Origin of the sequence: Xylophilus sp. (assembly GCA_009914555.1) — a bacterium.
In the GTDB taxonomy this organism is placed as follows: Bacteria; Pseudomonadota; Gammaproteobacteria; order Burkholderiales; family Burkholderiaceae_C; genus WNDY01.
Genome location: WNDY01000012.1, coordinates 71,846 through 88,720 on the forward strand (window position 1 = coordinate 71,846; position 16,875 = coordinate 88,720).

A 16,875-nucleotide genomic window follows, 5' to 3' on the forward strand; every position below is an offset into this window, starting at 1 on the left:
CCGGCTCAGTCCGCCTCTTTCAGGAACCGCCGCAGCGCCGGCACGAAGATCTCCGGCGCGTCCTCGTAGGCCACGTGCCCGGCGAACGGGATGTTCAGCAGGTGCGCCCGCGGCAGTGCCTGGCGCAGCGCCACGGTGGATTCGAGCGGCACCAGGTGGTCGGTATCGCCTCGGACCACCAGCACCGGCGCCTGGATGCGGCGGACCGACTCGTCCGGATGGCCCGAAGGCGTCTCGTCCAGCCAGCCGCCGACCACGGCCCGGGCGAAGCGGTCGAAGTCGGGCTCCGGGTTCAGCCGCTGGTAATCGGCATAGGTGTCCGGGAACTTCCTGCGCCAGCTCTCGGCCGTCACGCCGGCCAGGATGGGCCGCGTGGTCTGCAGAATGTCGCGGTGCCAGGTCGCGCCGATCACGGCGATGCGGTCGATCGCCAGCCGGCCCGCCGCGCCGAGCCGCAGCGCGACGATGCCGCCGTCGCTGAAGCCCAGCAGGCTGGCACGGCGCACGCCGAGCGCGGCCAGCACCTGCTCCACGTCCTCCTGCACCCGCTGGTAGGTCCACGGCTCGCCGCCGAGCGTGGAGGCGCCGTGCCCGCGGCTGTCGATGCCGACCAGCCGCCAGCCGTCCAGCGCCGGCAGCAGCCCGTTGAAGCCCTCGATGGTGCCGAAGCCGCCGTGCAGCAGCACCAGCACCGGTGCGTCCTCGGGGCCGAGGGTCTGCGTATAGATGCGGGCGCCGGCCACGTCGATATGGCGGCCGCCCTGGTGGTCGAACACGGGCATGTGGTTTCTCCTGCGCGTGGAAGAAAAAAGGGGCTGGCCATCTTGGCCGCAACGCCGGCGCGGATGCAACAAAAGAGTGGCAGCGTTTTGCAGCGCTTACACCTTTTCGATGGGCGGCCGATGCCGTTGCCGATAATGCGGGCATGCACTTCCCCGCCTTTCCCCGCCTGGGCCGCCGCACATTCGCCGCCTTCGCCGCCGCCGCGGCCCTGCTGCTGGCCGGCTGCGCCAGCACGCTCGACACCAAGGTCACGCGTTTCCAGGCCTGGCCGGCCGACGGCGCCGGCAGCACCTTCAGCTTCGGCAGGCACGCCGCCGTGGGCAGGGAACTGGAGCAGTCCACCTACGAGCAGTACGTGCGCGAGGAACTGGAGCGCCGCGGCCTGCGCAGCGCCCCGGCCGGCCAGGCCGGCCGCTTTCTCGTCGAGGTCGAGGCCAGCGGCAGCCAGCGCCAGCAGCGCTACCTGCAGCCGATGTACCAGGACTACCGCGTGTACATCCCGGCGCGCCGGCTGGCCGACGGCCGGGTGGTCGGCGGCTATTGGGCGGCCGACCCGTGGGGGCCGCAGTACATGGGCGACCGCGAGCAGGTGCGGCTGGTGCAGGTCAGCAAGCTGATCGTGCGCATCCGCGAGACACAGCCCCCGCCGGCCGCACCGCGCAGCGTCTACGAGGCCACGGCTGTGTACGAAGGCATCGCCGAGAACCTGCCGGACCTGGTGCCCTTCCTGGCGCGCGCGGCGTTCGACGGCTTCCCCGGCCGCAACGGCGAGACGCGGCGCGTGGTGTTCGACGCGCAGACCGGCGCGCTGGTGCAGCAGCAGCCATGACCCGGCCGCCGTCGCGGGCGCGGCCCGCAGGCTCCAGCCCGCCGCCCGCCTATACTTCGCCGTCCCTTGGGGAGTAGCCTGCCTCCGGCCTGCGGAGGCGCCTGCGTCAACATACTCGGCATGTGCTTCCATGCCGTGGCGCCGGCGGCTGACCGGAACGCGTTCCGGCGGCTGGCGAGACCATCGGCATGCCGCCACGACACAGGTCGGGCAGTGGAGGCGTGCCGTTGCGATCCCGCCCGGCCGCAGAACGACAGAACCACCATGGATCTCGCCGCCACCGGTCTGCTGGCCCTTGCCATGTCGACCGACGCCTTCGCCGTCGCCGTCGGCAAGGGTTGCACGCTCCGCAAACCCCGCTGGTCCGAAGCGCTGCGCACCGGCGCGATCTTCGGCGTCATCGAAGCCCTCACGCCGCTGGTCGGCTGGGCGCTGGGCCTGGCCGCCGCCAGCTATGTCAGGAACTGGGACCACTGGATCGCCTTCGTCCTGCTCCTGGTGCTGGGCGGCCGCATGGTCTGGGCCGCGGCGCATCCGACGGCGCAAGAGGTGGAGGACCAGCCCAGCTCCCACGGCTTCTGGCTGCTGGCCATCACCGGCTTGGCCACCAGCATCGACGCGATGGCGGTCGGCGTGGGCCTGGCCTTCCTTGACGTGAGCATCGTGCCCGTGGCCTTCGCCATCGGCGTGGCGACTTTCTGCATGGTCACGCTGGGCGTGATGGTCGGCCGCCTGCTCGGCAGCCTTGCCGGCCGCTGGGCCGAGGCCATCGGCGGAGTGGTGCTGATCGGCATCGGCTCGGCTATCCTGTACGAACACCTGATGGGCCTGGCCTGAGGCGCCAGGCCGACCCGGGTCACGCCGTTTTCAGGTAGCGCGGCAGCAGGCGCGCCGCGCTCTGCAGAAAAGCGAATTCCTCGTCCTCGATCGGCCGGGCGACCAGGTCGTAGTGGCACAGCGTGCCGTACAGCTCGCCCGGCGTCGTCACCAGCGGCAGGCCGACGTAGCTGCCGAGCACCGACTGGTAGGGGTTGCCGTCCAGGCGTGCGTCCTGCGGCGAATCCGTTGCCACGAAGTGGCCCTGCGCCATCGCCATTTCGCAGAAGCTGTTGCGCAGCGGTACGACGGCGAACGGATTCGCGGTGGATTCCTGCTGCTTGTCATACAGGGCCTGCACGTTCATCGCCATGTCGTGCATCCAGTAGACCGCGGTGAATCGGTGGGCCACCCGAGCGTTGAGGAAGGCCAGACCGCCGAGCAGGCCGCCCCGGTCCAGATGCGCCTGCAGGTCTCTCAGGTTCGATTGCATGGAATGTTCGACGGAAGACGCGACGAAAAAGCCGTGGTGTCGGGGCAAATCATCCGGGGAGGCTACCGGAGCGGCCTGCCGCCGTCCGTAGGACTACTTCAACAGTCCCTTCAGCACCGGCCACACGTTGCCGAGCATGCGCGGATGCGCCTCGGCCTTCGGATGGATGCCGTCGGCCTGGAACGGCGCGCGCGGGTCGTCGCCGTCGGCCACGCCCTGGAGCAGGAAGGGCACCAGCGCCGTCCGGTACTTCCTGGCCACGTCGGCGAACACGTTGGCGAAGCGGCGGGTGTAGTCGGCGCCATAGTTGGGCGGCACCTGCATGCCGACCAGCAGCACCCGGGCGCCGGCCTGCTGGGCGGCCTCGGTCATCCACGACAGGTTGGCCGCGGTGCTCTCCAGCGGCAGGCCGCGCAGGGCGTCGTTGCCGCCGAGTTCGATCACGACGACGGCCGGCTGGTGCTGGCGCAGCAGGGCGGGCAGGCGGGCGCGGCCGCCGGCCGTCGTGTCGCCGCTGATGCTGGCGTTGACCACCCGCTCCGGGCGGCCTTCCTGCCGGAGCTTCTTCTGCAGCAGGGCCACCCAGCCGCTGCCGCGCGCCAGGCCGTATTCGGCGCTCAGCGAATCGCCGACGACGACGATGGCGGGCGGCCGCGGCGACTGCGCCCACGCCGTTGCGCAACCGGCGGCCGCCGTGCTCAGGATAAAGTGACGTCGATCCATTCTCTGCTGCATTGTTTCCATGTCCTATCCGCCGCTCGCCGATGCCGTCCCGCCACCCGCTGCCGCCGCCCGGGCGGTACCCGCCGCGGCGGTGGTATCGGTCGAGCACGTCTTCAAGTCGGTGACCGACGCGACCGGCACGCTCGACATTCTGCGCGACATCGACTTGCGCCTGGCCGCGCGCGAGACGGCGGCCATCGTCGGCGCCTCCGGCTCGGGCAAGAGCACGCTGCTGTCCATCATCGCGGGGCTCGACGTACCCACGCGCGGCACGGTGCGGCTGGCCGGGCAGGACCTGTTCGCGCTCGACGAAGATGGCCGCGCCGCGCTGCGGGCCCAGAAGGTGGGCTTCATGTTCCAGAACTTCCAGCTGCTGGGCAACCTGACGGCGCTGGAGAACGTGATGCTGCCGCTGGAACTCGCGGGCCGGCGCGACGCGCGCGGTGCCGCCGCCGAGATGCTGGGCCGCGTCGGCCTGGGCCAGCGGCTGGGCCACTACCCGAAGGTGCTGAGCGGCGGCGAGCAGCAGCGCGTGGCGCTGGCGCGCGCCTTTGTCGTGCAGCCGGCCGTGCTGCTGGCCGACGAGCCCACGGGCAGCCTCGACTTCGCCACCGGCGAGCGGGTGATGGAGCTGATGTTCGAGCTCAACCGCGAGCAGGGCACGACGCTGGTGCTGGTGACCCACGACCGCGCGATCGCGGCGCGCTGCGAGCGGCGCATCACGATCGAGGCCGGGCGCGTGGCGGGAGACTGAAGATACCTTAGGGGTTACCGTCTGCTGATGCCCTGCCGTGGCCCGCCAGCGACGCATACCCCAGCGCCTCTGCCCCGGTGCCATTGCGCAGCAGCGCCGCGCCCTCGGCGAAGCGCTCGGCCAGCCAGTCGGCCGCGGCGGCGATGCGCGGATGGGCGCGCGCATCGCGGTGCAGCAGCATCCAGACCTCGCGCACGAGCACCGGCTGCGGCCCGCTGTCGCGTGCAAGGCCCGGCCAGGCGTCGCCCACGCAGCAGGGCAGCAGTGCGCGGCCCATGCCCTGCGCGGCGGCGCCGGCCAGCACGGCGGCGTTGTTGCTGCGCATCACGATGCGCGGCGCCTCGCCGGGCTGGCGGGCCAGCCAGCGCATCTCGGGCGTGTGCGACAGGCCGGCGTCGTAGGCCACCCAGGCGTCGGGAGCATCGGTCCCGGCCGCGCGGTAGCAGGCGAAGCCGAGTTCGACCAGGCGGCGGATGCGCAGGTCGCCGCCCCCGGGCCGGGCCAGGCGCAGCGCGATGTCGGTTTCGCTGCGGCCCACGCCCCGGTTCTCGTTGGCGGTGACCAGCTCGATCTCCAGGGCCGGATGCCTTCGCCGCAGCGCGGGCAGGCGCGGCAGCAGGAAGGCGCTGGCCAGCAGGTCCACCGTGGTGATGCGCACCCGGCCCTGCACCGCCTGCCGCTCGGACGCGGCCAGGTGCACCAGGCCGGCCACGTCGGCTTCGATACGGGTGCAGCGCGCAAGCACCCGCTCGCCCATGGCCGTGGGGCTCCAGCCGGCGGCGCCGGCGCGAGTGAACAGGGCGCCGCCCAGGGCCTGCTCCAGCGCGCGCAGGCGGCGGGCCACGGTGGTCTGGTCCACGCCGAGGGCGCGGGCGGCGGCGGCCAGGCTGCCTTCGCGGCCCAGGGCCAGCAGGAATCGCAGGTCGTCCCAGTTCATCGGTTCAGGAGGGGGGCCTGCAAACTTGCAGGAGGTGGCGGCAGGGATGCGTATTTTCACCGTGCGGCCGGCGTGCCACGATGCCTTCCTCCTTAGTTCCTTGAAGGTTCCGTTCCGATGACCGCTACTGCTTCCGCTTCCCGCACCCTGCGCAGCCTGGCCGGCCTGCCCGCCGCGCCGGCGCCGCTGTCCCATTCCGTGCTGATCCTGGTGGACGCGCAGAACACCTACCGCACGGGCGTCATGGCACTCGAAGGCATCGAGCCGGCGCTCGACGCCGCCGCCGATCTGCTGCGCCGCGTCCGCGCGCTGGGCACGCCGGTGATCCACGTGCAGCACGACGGCGGCTCCGGCTCGCCCTACGACGTCGGCGCGGAGACCGGCGCGATCGCCGACAAGGTGGCGCCGCGCGCGGGCGAGGCGGTGGTGCGCAAGAAGCGGCCGAACTCCTTCGTCGGCACCGATCTGCAGGAACGGCTGGCGGCCATCGGTCGGCGCGACCTGGTGGTCGCGGGCTTCATGACGCACATGTGCATCAACTCCACCGCGCGCGGCGCCTTCAACCTGGACTATGCGGTGACGGTGCCGGCCAGCGCCACAGCGACGCGGGCGCTGCCGGGCCCCGAGGGCCGCGTGGTGAGCGCGGCCGCGCTGCAGGCCGCCGCGCTGGCGGCGCTGGCCGACCTGTTCGCCGTCGTCGTGGAAGGCCCTGCGGCGATCCCCGACTGAAGGGCCTACCTGCCGCCGGCCGGTGGCGCCGCGGTGTGGCTCATCCAGGCGATGAGCGAGGAGCGCCTGGCTTCCTCCACCGTCATGTCGATCGGCACCGTCCACGCGCGCGGCACGAAGACGGTGTAGCCGCCGATCATGTAGCCCATCGGCAGGTAGACGGCCACGCGGTCTTCCTGTGTCACGCCGGCCGGCAGGCCGTAGAGCGAGGCGCGGGTGATGAGGCCGATGATCTCCAGTCCGCCGCCCGGAAAACGCACGACGACCACCTGCTGCGCCGCCGCCTCGTGCTTGGGAGCGAAGTAGTCGGCGAAGCTCTTGAGCGACGAATAGATGCTCTTGACGACCGGCAGGTTGGTGAACGGGAACTCGATCAGCGACGCGAGCCGGCGCACCCGGTCGCGCGAGAGCACGAAGCCCAGCGCGCCGATCAGGATGACGGCGAAGATCAGCCCCAGGCCGGGGATGTAGGTGTCGCCGACGATCGGGTAGGTAAGCCAGCGCGCGATGCTGTCGGACCAGGCCAGGAAGATGTAGATCAGGTAGATCGTGAGCCCGATGGGCAGCACGGCCAGCAGGCCGCGCACGAAGTACTGCGCGAGTTTCTTGACGAGTGGATGGGCCACGGGAGGAGGGCGTTGGCCGGCGAATCAGGGGCAGTCCGCAGGATAGCAGTGCGCCGCGCCAACACGTTGCAAAGCGTCGCATGTGGCGCCGGCGCGACGCGGCGGGATAATCCCGCACCTATGTCGTCGTCCTCCTCCTCCTCTTCCGCCAAGGTGCTGTTCGGCTTCCATGCCGTGGGCGTGCGCCTGAAGACCGCACCCCAGTCCATCGTCGAGATCCACTTCGAAGGCACGCGCCGCGACGCGCGCATGCGCCAGTTCCTCGACCGGGCGCGCGAGGCCGGCGCCCGGCTCATCGAATCCGACGCGCTGCGCATCGCCCGGCTCGCCGGCAGCCACGGCCACCAGGGCGTGGCCGCGCGCGTGCAGCCCCTGCCCGGGGCCAGGAGTCTCGACGACCTGCTCGACGGGCTGGAGGAAGCCGGCGGCGTGCCGCTGCTGCTGGTGCTCGACGGCGTGACCGATCCGCACAACCTCGGCGCCTGCCTGCGCGTGGCCGACGGCGCCGGCGCGCAGGCGGTCATCGCGCCCAAGGACCATGCGGCCGGCATCAGCGCCACGGTCGCCAAGGTGGCCAGCGGCGCGGCCGAGACGGTGCCGTACTTCATGGTCACCAACCTGGCGCGCACGCTGGGCGAACTCAAGGAGCGCGCCATCCGCTGCATCGGCACCAGCGGCGATGCCGAACGCTCGGTCTACCAGGCCGACCTGAAGCAGCCGGTCGCGCTGGTGCTGGGCGCCGAGGGCGACGGCATGCGCCAGCTCACCCGCAGGACCTGCGACGAACTCGTCAGGATCCCGATGCAGGGCGCGGTCGAGAGCCTGAACGTGTCGGTGGCCAGCGGCGTCTGTCTGTTCGAGGCGCTGAGGCAGCGGATCGGCTGATACAGGCCGGGATATAAGCCTGTAGCGCACGTGAGCCGCCCGCTATGGGAATATACCCCCTTAGACCCATCCGGCCGCGCCGAGGATCGCGCCCACGCCGAGCATCCACAGCAGGTGGATGCGCGTGCGCCAGGCCACCAGTGTGGCCGCGGCGGCCAGCGCCCAGCGGGCGCCTTCGTGGCGCCAGTCGCCGTTGCCGGCGGCCAGCACCCAGCCGGTGGACACCATCAGCCCCACGACCACGGGCGCCAGCCCCTGGCGGAAGGCGCGCACCGAGCGGCGGTGGCTGTTGCGCCGGGCCCAGCGCGTGGCCACCCAGCACAGGCTGGCGCTGGGCAGCACCACGCCGGAGAGCGCCAGGCCCAGGCCCAGCAGCCCGCTGCGCCAGCCGGCCAGGTCGCCGCCGGCGGCGGAGTTGAGGCCCACGCTCGAGCCCATGAGCGCCACGAACAGCATGTTCGGCCCCGGCGCGGCCTGGGCCAGCGTGACCGATGCGGTGAACTGCGCCTCGGTCAGCCAGTGCTGGCGCTCGACCAGGAAGCGGTGCATGTCCGGAATGGCCGAGATCGCGCCGGCCACGGCGATGAGCGAGATGCCCATGTAGTAGGTGAGCAGGTGCAGCCAATCGGCCCAGGTCACGGTGATCTGCATGGTCAGCCGAGCTTGCGCCACGTCAGGAAGCACACGGGCAGGCCGAGCGCCAGCACCACCCAGCCCAGCGGCAGCCGCCACAGCGCCATGGCGGCGAAGCAGGCCAGCGTGAAGACGGCGCAGACCGGCACGCCCAGCGGATGGGTGCGCAGCGCCGGCAGCAGCTTGAGCCCGGTGGCGGTGATCAGCCCCGCGGCCACGGCCCCCATGCCGCGCAGCGTGCCGGCCACCGAGGGGTGGCCGGCAAAACGGGCATAGGCCATCGCCAGCACCATGAGCAGCGCGAGCGGACAGACGATCAGCCCGGCCACGGCGACGATGGAGCCGCGCAGGCCGAAGTAGCGGTCGCCGAGCATCACCGCCAGATTGACCACGTTGAGGCCGGGCAGCACCTGGGCGACGGCCCAGTCCTCGATAAACTCGGCATCCGTCATCCACCGCTTCTGCTCGACCAGCACCCGCTGGACGACGGCCAGCACCCCGCCGAAGCCCTGGAGGGCGAGCAGCGTGAAGGCGATGAAGAGTTCGGGCAGGGAGTGGGGGCGCAGCCGCTCCACCGGCAGCGCGGCGGGCGGGGGGACGGGCGGCGAGGGCATGGCGCCGGATTATCCGGACCCCTGCCCGCCGCGCCCATACGTGGCAACCGCAGCGCGGCGCCTTGCCCCCTCCCCTGGGGGCCAGGGCGCCCTGCCGGGGTCAGGCCGATTGCTGCTGGTCGCTCGCCTGGTCCAATTGCTCGATGGCCTCGGCGTCCAGCTCCAGCTGCGCCGCCTTCACCAGTTCCTGCAGCTGTTCGATGGACGAGGCGCTCGCGATCGGCGCCGTGATCGACGGCCGGGCGATCTGCCAGGCCAGCGCCACCTGGCCGGGCGTGGCCTCCAGCCGCGCGGCGATCTCGTCGAGTTCGGCCAGGATGCGCAGGCCGCGCTTGTTGAGGTAGGTGGCGACGGTCTTCTCGCCGCGCTTGCTCTTGGCCGCGTCCTCGGGCTTGCGGTACTTGCCGGTCAGGAAGCCCGCGGCCAGCGCGTAGAAGTTGATGACGCCGATGCCGTGCTCCTTCACGACCGGCTCCAGGTCGGTTTCGTAGCCGGCGCGGTCGTAGAGGTTGTAGAGCGGCTGCAGGCTCTCGTAGCGCGGCAGCCCCAGGCGCTTGCTGGTCTCCAGCGCCTCGGCGAGTCGCGCACCGCTGTGGTTGGAGGCGCCGATGGCGCGCACCTTGCCGGCCTGGATCAGGTCGGCGAACGCACCGAGCGTGTCCTCCAGCGGCACGCTGCGGTCGTCGTCGTGCGACTGGTAGAGGTCGATGTAGTCGGTCTGCAGGCGCTTGAGCGAGGCATCGACCGCCTGGCGGATGTACTCGGGCCGCAGGCCGACCTTGCCGTCGCCCAGGTCCTTGCCGACCTTGGTGGCCAGCACCAGCTGGCTGCGGCGGCCGGACTTGCGCAGCCATTTGCCGATGATGGTCTCGGACTCGCCGCCCTGGTTGCCGGGCACCCAGCGCGGGTACACGTCGGCGGTGTCGACGAAGTTGAAGCCCGCGTCCAGCCAGGCGTCGAGCAGGCGAAACGAGGTGGCTTCGTCCACCGTCCAGCCGAACACGTTGCCGCCGAAGGCGAGGGGGGAGACGTCGAGGCCGGAGCGGCCGAGGGCGCGCAAGGTGGTCATGGTGCGTTTTCCTTGATCAGTGGAGTCGGAGAGGAGGGACGGAGGCCGCGCGGGCCCGCGGGTCCATTGTTCCCTGTCTGCGCCGGGTCTGCTACGAATGTCTCGTTTGGGTAAAGCACGCTGGCCGCATGTGCTATCGAATCCGCAGCGCCGAAACGCTTTGCGGCAGGGGCGCGCCGGCCTGTCCCTAGCATGGCCGCTCGACCACTCCCGCGGGCACGCCGCGTCCCGCCACGTTTTTCGGCACATGCTCGATCGACGCACCTTCATCGCCGCCGGCAGCGCCACGCTGGCCCTGTCGGCCTTCGGCCAGACGTCCTCCTCCGGCGCGCTGCGGCCCGGCCTGCGCTTCGGCAATCCGCAGCCGTTCTCCTTCGACCGCCTGGTGGCGCAGGCCCAGGCGCTGGCCGCCAAACCCTATGCCGAGAACAACCCGCTGCCGCGCGACGTGCTCGACCGCATCGACTACGAGCAGCACGGCAAGCTCAGGTACAAGACCGACTATGCGCTGTTCCGCGAGGGGCCGGGGCCGTTCCCGGTCACCTTCTTCCATCTCGGCCGCTTCTTCCCGGTGCCGGTGCACATGCATGCGCTCTCGCGCGGTGGCGAGGGCGACTGGACGGCGCGCGAGGTGCTGTACGACCCCAACTACTTCGACATGCCGGCCGACAGCCCGGCACGCCAGCTGCCGGCCGGCGCGGGCTTCGCGGGCTTTCGCTTCCAGGAGAGCCGCACCGGCGACCAGAGCCGGCTCGACTGGCGCGGCAACGACTGGGTGGCCTTCCTCGGCGCGTCGTACTTCCGCGCCATCGGCGAGCTGTACCAGTACGGCCTGTCGGCCCGCGCCGTCGCCATCGACGTGGCCCAGCCGGAGCGGCCGGAGGAGTTCCCCAACTTCACCGCCTTCTGGTTCGAGCCGCCGGCCGACGGCGGCAACACCGTGGTCGTCCACGCGCTGCTCGACGGCCCGAGCGTGACCGGCGCCTACCGCTTCGCCATCACGCGCGACAAGGCGGTGCGCATGGACATCGCGAGCCGGCTCTTCCTGCGGCGCGACGTGCTGCGGCTGGGTATTGCGCCGCTGACCTCGATGTACTGGTATTCCGAGACGGCCAAGCCGGCCGCGATCGACTGGCGCCCGGAGGTGCACGATTCCGACGGCCTGGCGCTGTGGACCGGCGGCGGCGAGCGCATCTGGCGCCCGCTGAACAACCCGCCGCAGACCACGGCCTCGGCCTTCGGCGACGCCACGCCGCGCGGCTTCGGCCTGCTCCAGCGCGACCGCGCCTTCGACCACTACCAGGACGGCGTGCACTACGAGCGCCGCCCGAGCCTGTGGGTCGAGCCGGTGGGCGACTGGGGGCAGGGCGCGGTGCAGCTCATCGAGATACCGACCGACGACGAGATCCACGACAACATCGCCGCCTTCTGGGTGCCGGCCGCACCCGCCAAGGCCGGCGCGCAGTACGACCTGCGCTACAAGCTGCACTGGACCGACCGCGAACCCTACGCATCGGCGCTGGCCGAGGTGGCCGCCACGCGCCTGGGCCGCGGCGGCCAGCCCGGCCAGCCGCGGCCGCAGGGCGTGCGCAAGTTCATGGTGGACTTCCACGGCGGCCCGCTCGCGCAGCTGCCCTTCGGCGTCAAGCCCGAGGCGGTGCTGACCGCGGCCACCGGCACGTTCTCGTACGTGTTCACCGAGCCCATCCCCGACGGCATCGCCGGCCACTGGCGGGCCCAGTTCGACTTCACGCCGGCCGGGCCGGGACCGGTGGACATCCGGCTTTACCTGAGGAACGGTGAGCAGACGCTGTCGGAGACCTGGCTGTTCCAGCTCCGCGTGGGCTGAGGGAGTATATGCCCCTAACGTGCGCCAGCCGTGCACTAGGGGCTGATGAGGGCGGGAGTATTCAGGCCCGTTCGAGCGTCACCCAGCTGAACGGAAGGCCGTCGGCGGACACGTGCGACTCGCGCGCCACCTCGGTCCAGCCGGCCCCCAGCTCGGGCGCCCAGGCGTCGCCGTCGTAGTCGCGCTCGATCACCGTCACCTCGGCCCGGGTGGCGCGCGGCAGCGCCTCGGCATAGATCTGTGCGCCGCCGATGATCCAGACGTCGTCGCTGCCGGCCAGCTGCGCCAGCGCGTCGTCCAGGCCCGAGGCCCGCGTCGCGCCCTCGGCCTGCCAGCCGGCCTGGCGGGTGACGACCACGTTGTGCCGGCCCGGCAGCGGGCGGAACTTCGGCGGCAGCGAATCCCAGGTGCGGCGGCCCATGACGACCGGCGAGCCCTGCGTCAGCCGGCGAAAGCGCCGGAGGTCTTCCGGCAGGTGCCAGGGAATGGTGTTGTCGCGGCCGATCACGCCGTTGGCGGCGCGGGCGAGGATCAGGTGGACGCGGGGCTGGCGGAGTGCGGCGGCAGGCATCCGCCGACTCTACACCGGGCGTTCGCCGCCGGCGGTGAGCAGATCGCGCAGCCGGGCTTGCAGCGGCGAGTCGCTGTGCGCGGCGGCGCCGAGCGCCTCCAGGGCATGGTCGCGGGTGCCGAGCGTGTGCAGGTCGATCTCGCGGTGCACCCGGCCGTCGGCATAGAGGAAGGCCGCGTCGGCCAGCGCCAGCACGTCGTCCACATCGTGCGTGACCATCAGCGCCGGGATGTCCCACTGCGCCCGCACGCGGGCCAGCTCGTCGCGCAGGCCGGCACGCAGCAGCGGGTTGAGCGCGGCGAAGGGCTCGTCGAGCAGCAGCACCCGGGGCTCGCAGGCCAGCGCCCGCGCCAGGGCCACGCGCTGCTGCTGGCCGCCCGAGAGCGTGCGCGGCCGCGCCTCGGCCAGCGCCGCGAGACCGAAGGCATCAAGCAAGCCCCGCACCCGCTCGCGCTGCGCCGCCGCCGGCCGGCGGCGCCACCAGGTCGTGAGGCCGAAGGCGACGTTGTCGCGCACGCTCAGGTGCGGCAGCAGCGCGTAGTGCTGGAACAGGTAGCCCACGCGCCGCTCGGCGGCCGGCAGGTCGATGCCCCGGGCTGCATCGAACAGCGTGCGCCCGCCGATGCGGATGTGCCCGCGCCGGGGCGCAAGCAGCCCGGCCACCGCCTGCAGGGTGAGCGACTTGCCTGCGCCCGACGGCCCGTAGAGCGCGGCGAACGGCGCGTCGGTCGCGATGCGCGCGGACAGGTCGAAGCGCCGGCGGCCTTCTGCCACCGACAGGTCGATGTCGATGTCGATCCGGCTCAAGGCTTGCCGAAGCCGTACTTGCCGAGGATCTGCTGCGCCGGCTCGCCGGTCAGGAAGCCCACGAAGTCGGCGGCCAGCTTCGGCTGCTTGCTGTCGGCCACCACCGCGACCGGGTAGGACACGGGTGTGTGGCCCGAGGCGGTGAGCACCACGTGCACCTTGTCCCTGGCGATGGCGGCATCGGTCGCGTAGACGAAGCCGGCTTCCGCCTCGCCGCGGCTCACGTAGTCGAGCACCTGGCGCACGCTGTCGGCCTGCACGAACTTCGGCTCCAGGGGCCCCCAGAGGCCGGCGCCGTCGAGCACCTGCTGGGTGTAGCGGCCCACGGGCACCGTGGCCGTCTTGCCCACGGCGATCTTGCGCACCGCCGGGCCGCGCAGGTCGGCCAGCGACTTCACGCCCGCGCCGCCCTGGGCCGGCTCGATGAGCACCAGGCTGTTGGTCACGAAGTTGCGGCGCGTGGCCGGATCGACCAGCTTCTGCGCCACGGCGCGGTCCAGCGTCTCCTGGTCGGCGCTGGCGAACACGTCCACCGGCGCGCCCTGCGAGATCTGCTGCAGCAGGGCACCCGAGGCGGCGAAGTTGAAGCGCAGCGTCGCGCCCGGATGAGCCGCCTCGAACTTCGGCCCCAGCTCCTTGAACGCATCGGTCAGACTGGCCGCAGCCGAGACAGTGAGCTGCTGGGCGGCGGCCGCCAGCGGCAGGGCGAGGGCGACGACGAGGGTGGACAGGAGGCGGGACAGGAGGCGGGACAGGCGCATGGGAAGTTTCCTTGAGGGTGGGTCAACGAAGGGAGAAAAAGCGGTTCGAAGCGACCAGCACGGCGACCGACAGCACCGACGTGACCAGCACCAGCACCAGCGCGAGGTCGTCCTTGCCGGCCTGCACCGCGTCGTAGATGGCCATCGAGAGCGTCTGGGTCTGGTGCGGGATTGAGCCGGCCACCATCAGCGAGGCGCCGAACTCGCCCATCGCGCGGGCAAAGGCCAGCAGCGCGCCGGCCAGGATGCCGGGCCAGGCCAGCGGCAGCGTCACGCGCAGGAAGACGCCGGCGCGCGACTGGCCGAGCGTGCTGGCGGCGGCTTCGAGCGTGCGGTCCACGCCCGCGAAGGCCGCGCTGGCGGACTTGACCACCAGCGGCAGCGCGACGACGGCCGAGGCGACGACCGCACCGTGCCAGGTGAAGATGAGGGTGTAGTCGAGATGGGTGCGCAGCCAACGGCCCAGCGGGCTGCGGCGGCCGGCGGCCACGAGGACGGCATAGCCGATGACGGTGGGCGGCAGCACCAGCGGCAGCATGCAGACGGCTTCGAGCACGCTGCGCCCGAAGAAGCGCTTGCGCGCGAAGGTCCATCCGAGGGCGATGCCCAGCACCAGCGCCACCACGGTGGCGACCGCGGCGACCTTGAGCGACAGGACGACCGGGAACCAGTCGATACCGGAAGGAATGATGGAGGGCGTCGTATTCATGCGGATACGACGATTGTGGCACGCGGCAGCGTGCCGGGATCGCTTCCGTCCGGCGGGTGATGGGCGCATTCGGCCGATGGCTGTTCGGCGGCGCCGCAGCCGGGGGCCTTGGCAATGGAATAGGATGCCAGCGCAAGTGCCGTCTTGCCTGCGGTGCCCGCCGCAGGCGTACGCCAATGGAAGCAACAGCGAAGAAGGGATGCGCATGGAAGCGAAGACAGAACCATCCAGGTCTACTCGAGGCGCGCGCCGGTGGGGCATTTACGCGATCGGCCTGCTGGTGGCGCTCGCCGGCCTGTTCCTGGCCGTCGGCGGCGCCTTTCTCGTGGCGCGGGGCGGCAGCTGGTATTTCCTGGTCGCAGGCATCTTCCTTCTGGTATCGGGCGTGCTCGTGCTGCGTGCAAGGCCGAGCGGCGCATGGCTCTACGCGGTGGTTTATGCCGCGACCATCGTCTGGGCCCTCTGGGACGTGGGGCTGGCGTTCTGGCCGCTGGTTTCCCGGCTGTTCGCGTTCGGCGTGATCGGGCTGCTGTTGGCGCTCGCCTATCCGGAGCTGGTGCGTTCCGCGGGGCGCAGGCCGGCGCGCGGCGCGCCGGCTGCCGTGGCGGCCGTGCTTGCGGTGGCGCTCGCGGCCACGGCCGCGAGTGCGTTTTTCCCGAAGAACGTTGTCCCCGCGTCCGAGACGGCGGCCGGGCCCGTGCCAGTGCCGCCGGGCGGCGGGCAGAAGAACTGGGCGGCCTGGGCAGGGACCGAGCAGGGAACGCGCTTCGCTGCACTCGACCAGATCAACCGCGGCAACGTGCAGCAGCTGCAGGTCGCCTGGACGGCCCATACCGGCGACATTCCGCAGAGCAACGGTTCCGGCGCGGAGGACCAGAACACGCCGCTGCAGATCGGCGACACGCTCTATGTCTGCACGCCCTACAGCAAGGTTCTCGCGCTCGACGCGGACACCGGGGAGCAGCGCTGGAAGTACGATGCGCGCGCGCGTTCGCCCAACTGGCAGCGCTGCCGGGGCCTCGGCTACTTCGAGGATGCGCCCGCCGCAGCCGCGCCGGCATCCGCCCCGGGCACGGGCGCGGCCGCCGCGGATTGCCGCCGCCGCCTCTTCCTGCCCACGATCGACGCGCGGCTGATCGCGCTCGACGCCGATACCGGCAAGCCCTGCGAGGGCTTCGGCGCGCACGGGACCGTGGATCTTTCGGCCGGCATGGGCAGGATCACCGACGGGTGGTACCAGCAGACCTCGACGCCGCTGGTTGCCGATCGCTACGTGATCGTCGGCGGCCGCGTGGCCGACAACTGGTCCACCGACGAGCCGTCCGGCGTGGTCCGCGCCTTCGACGTGCACACGGGCCAGTTGGCCTGGGCGTGAGATTCCGGCAATCCGGACATCACCGGGCTTCCGCCCGAAGGCCGGACCTACACCCGCGGATCGCCCAACGTCTGGGCCGCGATGGCCTTCGACCCGAAACTGGGCCTGGTCTATCTGCCCACCGGCAACGCCACGCCGGATTTCTGGGGCGCGCACCGTACGCCGGAGGAGGAGAAGTACAGCTCCTCCATCGTGGCCGTGGATGTGCACACGGGCCGGCCCCGTTGGCATTTCCAGACCACGCACCACGATCTCTGGGACTTCGACCTGCCCGCGCAGCCGCTGCTCTACGATCTGCCCGACGGCAAGGCAGGCGCCGTGCCGGCGCTGATCCAGGTGACCAAGCAGGGCGAGATCTTCGTGCTCGACCGCGCCACGGGCCAGCCCCTTTCGCCCGTCGAGGAGCGGTCCGTTCCGGCCGGCAATCTTCCGGGTGAACGCTATTCGCCGACGCAGCCTTTCTCGGTCGGCATGCCGTCCTTCGGCAACCGCGTGCTCCACGAATCGGACATGTGGGGCGCCACGCCGTTCGACCAGCTGCTCTGCCGCATCCAGTTCAAGGGCATGCGCCACCAGGGGGTCTACACGCCGCCGGGGCTCGATGCGGCGCTGCAGATGCCCGGATCGCTGGGAGGCATGAACTGGGGGGGCGTCTCAGTGGATCCGACCACGGGCTACATGTTTGTCAACGACATGCGCCTGGGCTTGGCCAACCACCAGATCCCGCGCGAGAAAATGCCCAGCAACGCGAGCGGCATCGAGATGGGGGCGGTGCCGATGGAGAAGAGCCTGTCCGAAATTTTGTGTGTGAGGCATAGCATGTCAATGAGGAGCATGTATGCCGACGAGCAAGACGAAAACGAAGAACGCAGCGATAGCCGCCCGAACGGCGGCGTTGCCCACGATCCCCAA

Annotated in this window: 18 protein-coding genes and 1 pseudogene; 7 read left to right on the plus strand and 12 right to left on the minus strand. The window is 71.4% G+C overall.

What is annotated here, in order from left to right:
* Window positions 1-5 precede the first annotated feature (5 nt).
* Window positions 6-782: an alpha/beta fold hydrolase gene (locus tag GAK38_RS08410; RefSeq protein WP_325343172.1), complete on the minus strand. Its 777-nt coding sequence runs from the start codon at window positions 780-782 to the stop codon at window positions 6-8.
* Window positions 783-925: 143 nt separating this feature from the next.
* Here GAK38_RS08410 and GAK38_RS08415 point away from each other — a divergent pair, with 143 nt between their 5' ends.
* Window positions 926-1,612, plus strand: a complete 687-nt coding sequence (locus GAK38_RS08415; RefSeq protein ID WP_325343174.1) for a DUF4136 domain-containing protein — start codon at window positions 926-928, stop codon at window positions 1,610-1,612.
* Between the two features lie 264 nt (window positions 1,613-1,876).
* Window positions 1,877-2,449 carry a manganese efflux pump MntP gene (gene mntP / locus GAK38_RS08420; protein ID WP_325343176.1) on the plus strand — a complete coding sequence of 191 codons (573 nt, stop codon included), beginning with the start codon at window positions 1,877-1,879 and terminating at the stop codon, window positions 2,447-2,449.
* A 19-nt stretch (window positions 2,450-2,468) separates the two neighbouring features.
* Here mntP and GAK38_RS08425 read toward each other — a convergent pair whose 3' ends face one another.
* Window positions 2,469-2,921 (minus strand): GAF domain-containing protein, encoded by a 453-nt coding sequence (locus tag GAK38_RS08425; RefSeq protein WP_325343178.1) that lies wholly within the window; start codon window positions 2,919-2,921, stop codon window positions 2,469-2,471.
* Between the two features lie 93 nt (window positions 2,922-3,014).
* Window positions 3,015-3,644, minus strand: a complete 630-nt coding sequence (locus tag GAK38_RS08430; protein WP_325343180.1) for an arylesterase — start codon at window positions 3,642-3,644, stop codon at window positions 3,015-3,017.
* Between the two features lie 19 nt (window positions 3,645-3,663).
* Here GAK38_RS08430 and GAK38_RS08435 point away from each other — a divergent pair, with 19 nt between their 5' ends.
* Entirely contained in the window at window positions 3,664-4,398 is a 735-nt protein-coding gene (locus GAK38_RS08435) for an ABC transporter ATP-binding protein (protein ID WP_325343182.1), read from the plus strand.
* Between the two features lie 7 nt (window positions 4,399-4,405).
* Here the strand turns inward: GAK38_RS08435 and GAK38_RS08440 are convergent, their stop codons facing one another.
* Window positions 4,406-5,335 (minus strand): LysR family transcriptional regulator, encoded by a 930-nt coding sequence (locus GAK38_RS08440; protein WP_325343183.1) that lies wholly within the window; start codon window positions 5,333-5,335, stop codon window positions 4,406-4,408.
* A 117-nt stretch (window positions 5,336-5,452) separates the two neighbouring features.
* Between GAK38_RS08440 and GAK38_RS08445 the strand changes: the two genes are divergently transcribed.
* Complete coding sequence (locus GAK38_RS08445) at window positions 5,453-6,064, plus strand: cysteine hydrolase family protein (protein WP_325343185.1); 612 nt, start codon at window positions 5,453-5,455, stop codon at window positions 6,062-6,064.
* Between the two features lie 5 nt (window positions 6,065-6,069).
* On the opposite strand, the gene GAK38_RS08450 is transcribed toward GAK38_RS08445, so the two are convergent.
* Window positions 6,070-6,690: a DUF502 domain-containing protein gene (locus GAK38_RS08450; RefSeq protein WP_325343187.1), complete on the minus strand. Its 621-nt coding sequence runs from the start codon at window positions 6,688-6,690 to the stop codon at window positions 6,070-6,072.
* Window positions 6,691-6,810: 120 nt separating this feature from the next.
* Between GAK38_RS08450 and rlmB the strand changes: the two genes are divergently transcribed.
* On the plus strand, window positions 6,811-7,575 hold the full coding sequence (gene rlmB, locus GAK38_RS08455) for a 23S rRNA (guanosine(2251)-2'-O)-methyltransferase RlmB (RefSeq protein ID WP_325343189.1): 765 nt from the start codon (window positions 6,811-6,813) through the stop codon (window positions 7,573-7,575).
* Between the two features lie 60 nt (window positions 7,576-7,635).
* Here rlmB and GAK38_RS08460 read toward each other — a convergent pair whose 3' ends face one another.
* From GAK38_RS08460 to GAK38_RS08470, 3 genes are all read right to left on the minus strand, one after another.
* Window positions 7,636-8,226 carry a chromate transporter gene (locus tag GAK38_RS08460; protein WP_325343191.1) on the minus strand — a complete coding sequence of 197 codons (591 nt, stop codon included), beginning with the start codon at window positions 8,224-8,226 and terminating at the stop codon, window positions 7,636-7,638.
* Between the two features lie 2 nt (window positions 8,227-8,228).
* A complete protein-coding gene (locus GAK38_RS08465) occupies window positions 8,229-8,822 on the minus strand; it encodes a chromate transporter (RefSeq protein WP_325343193.1) in 594 nt (197 codons plus the stop codon).
* Window positions 8,823-8,922: 100 nt separating this feature from the next.
* Window positions 8,923-9,891 carry an aldo/keto reductase gene (locus tag GAK38_RS08470; protein ID WP_325343195.1) on the minus strand — a complete coding sequence of 323 codons (969 nt, stop codon included), beginning with the start codon at window positions 9,889-9,891 and terminating at the stop codon, window positions 8,923-8,925.
* A gap of 247 nt (window positions 9,892-10,138) precedes the next feature.
* Here GAK38_RS08470 and GAK38_RS08475 point away from each other — a divergent pair, with 247 nt between their 5' ends.
* Window positions 10,139-11,740, plus strand: coding sequence for a glucan biosynthesis protein (locus tag GAK38_RS08475; protein ID WP_325343197.1), 1,602 nt, complete (start codon window positions 10,139-10,141; stop codon window positions 11,738-11,740).
* A gap of 61 nt (window positions 11,741-11,801) precedes the next feature.
* Here GAK38_RS08475 and GAK38_RS08480 read toward each other — a convergent pair whose 3' ends face one another.
* From GAK38_RS08480 to modB, 4 genes are read right to left on the minus strand one after another with little or no spacing between them, the layout of a single operon-like run.
* Window positions 11,802-12,311: a dihydrofolate reductase gene (locus GAK38_RS08480; protein WP_325343199.1), complete on the minus strand. Its 510-nt coding sequence runs from the start codon at window positions 12,309-12,311 to the stop codon at window positions 11,802-11,804.
* A 9-nt stretch (window positions 12,312-12,320) separates the two neighbouring features.
* Window positions 12,321-13,118 (minus strand): ABC transporter ATP-binding protein, encoded by a 798-nt coding sequence (locus GAK38_RS08485; RefSeq protein ID WP_325343201.1) that lies wholly within the window; start codon window positions 13,116-13,118, stop codon window positions 12,321-12,323.
* The gene (gene modA, locus GAK38_RS08490) at window positions 13,115-13,879 is read right to left on the minus strand and encodes a molybdate ABC transporter substrate-binding protein (RefSeq protein ID WP_325343203.1); all 765 of its coding nucleotides are present in this window, start codon (window positions 13,877-13,879) and stop codon (window positions 13,115-13,117) included. The genes GAK38_RS08485 and modA overlap by 4 nt, the downstream gene beginning before the upstream one ends.
* Window positions 13,880-13,901: 22 nt before the next feature.
* Window positions 13,902-14,588 (minus strand): molybdate ABC transporter permease subunit, encoded by a 687-nt coding sequence (modB, locus tag GAK38_RS08495; RefSeq protein ID WP_325343205.1) that lies wholly within the window; start codon window positions 14,586-14,588, stop codon window positions 13,902-13,904.
* A gap of 205 nt (window positions 14,589-14,793) precedes the next feature.
* Between modB and GAK38_RS23895 the strand changes: the two are divergent.
* Window positions 14,794-16,875: pseudogene (locus tag GAK38_RS23895) on the plus strand (membrane-bound PQQ-dependent dehydrogenase, glucose/quinate/shikimate family); the annotation flags it as partial.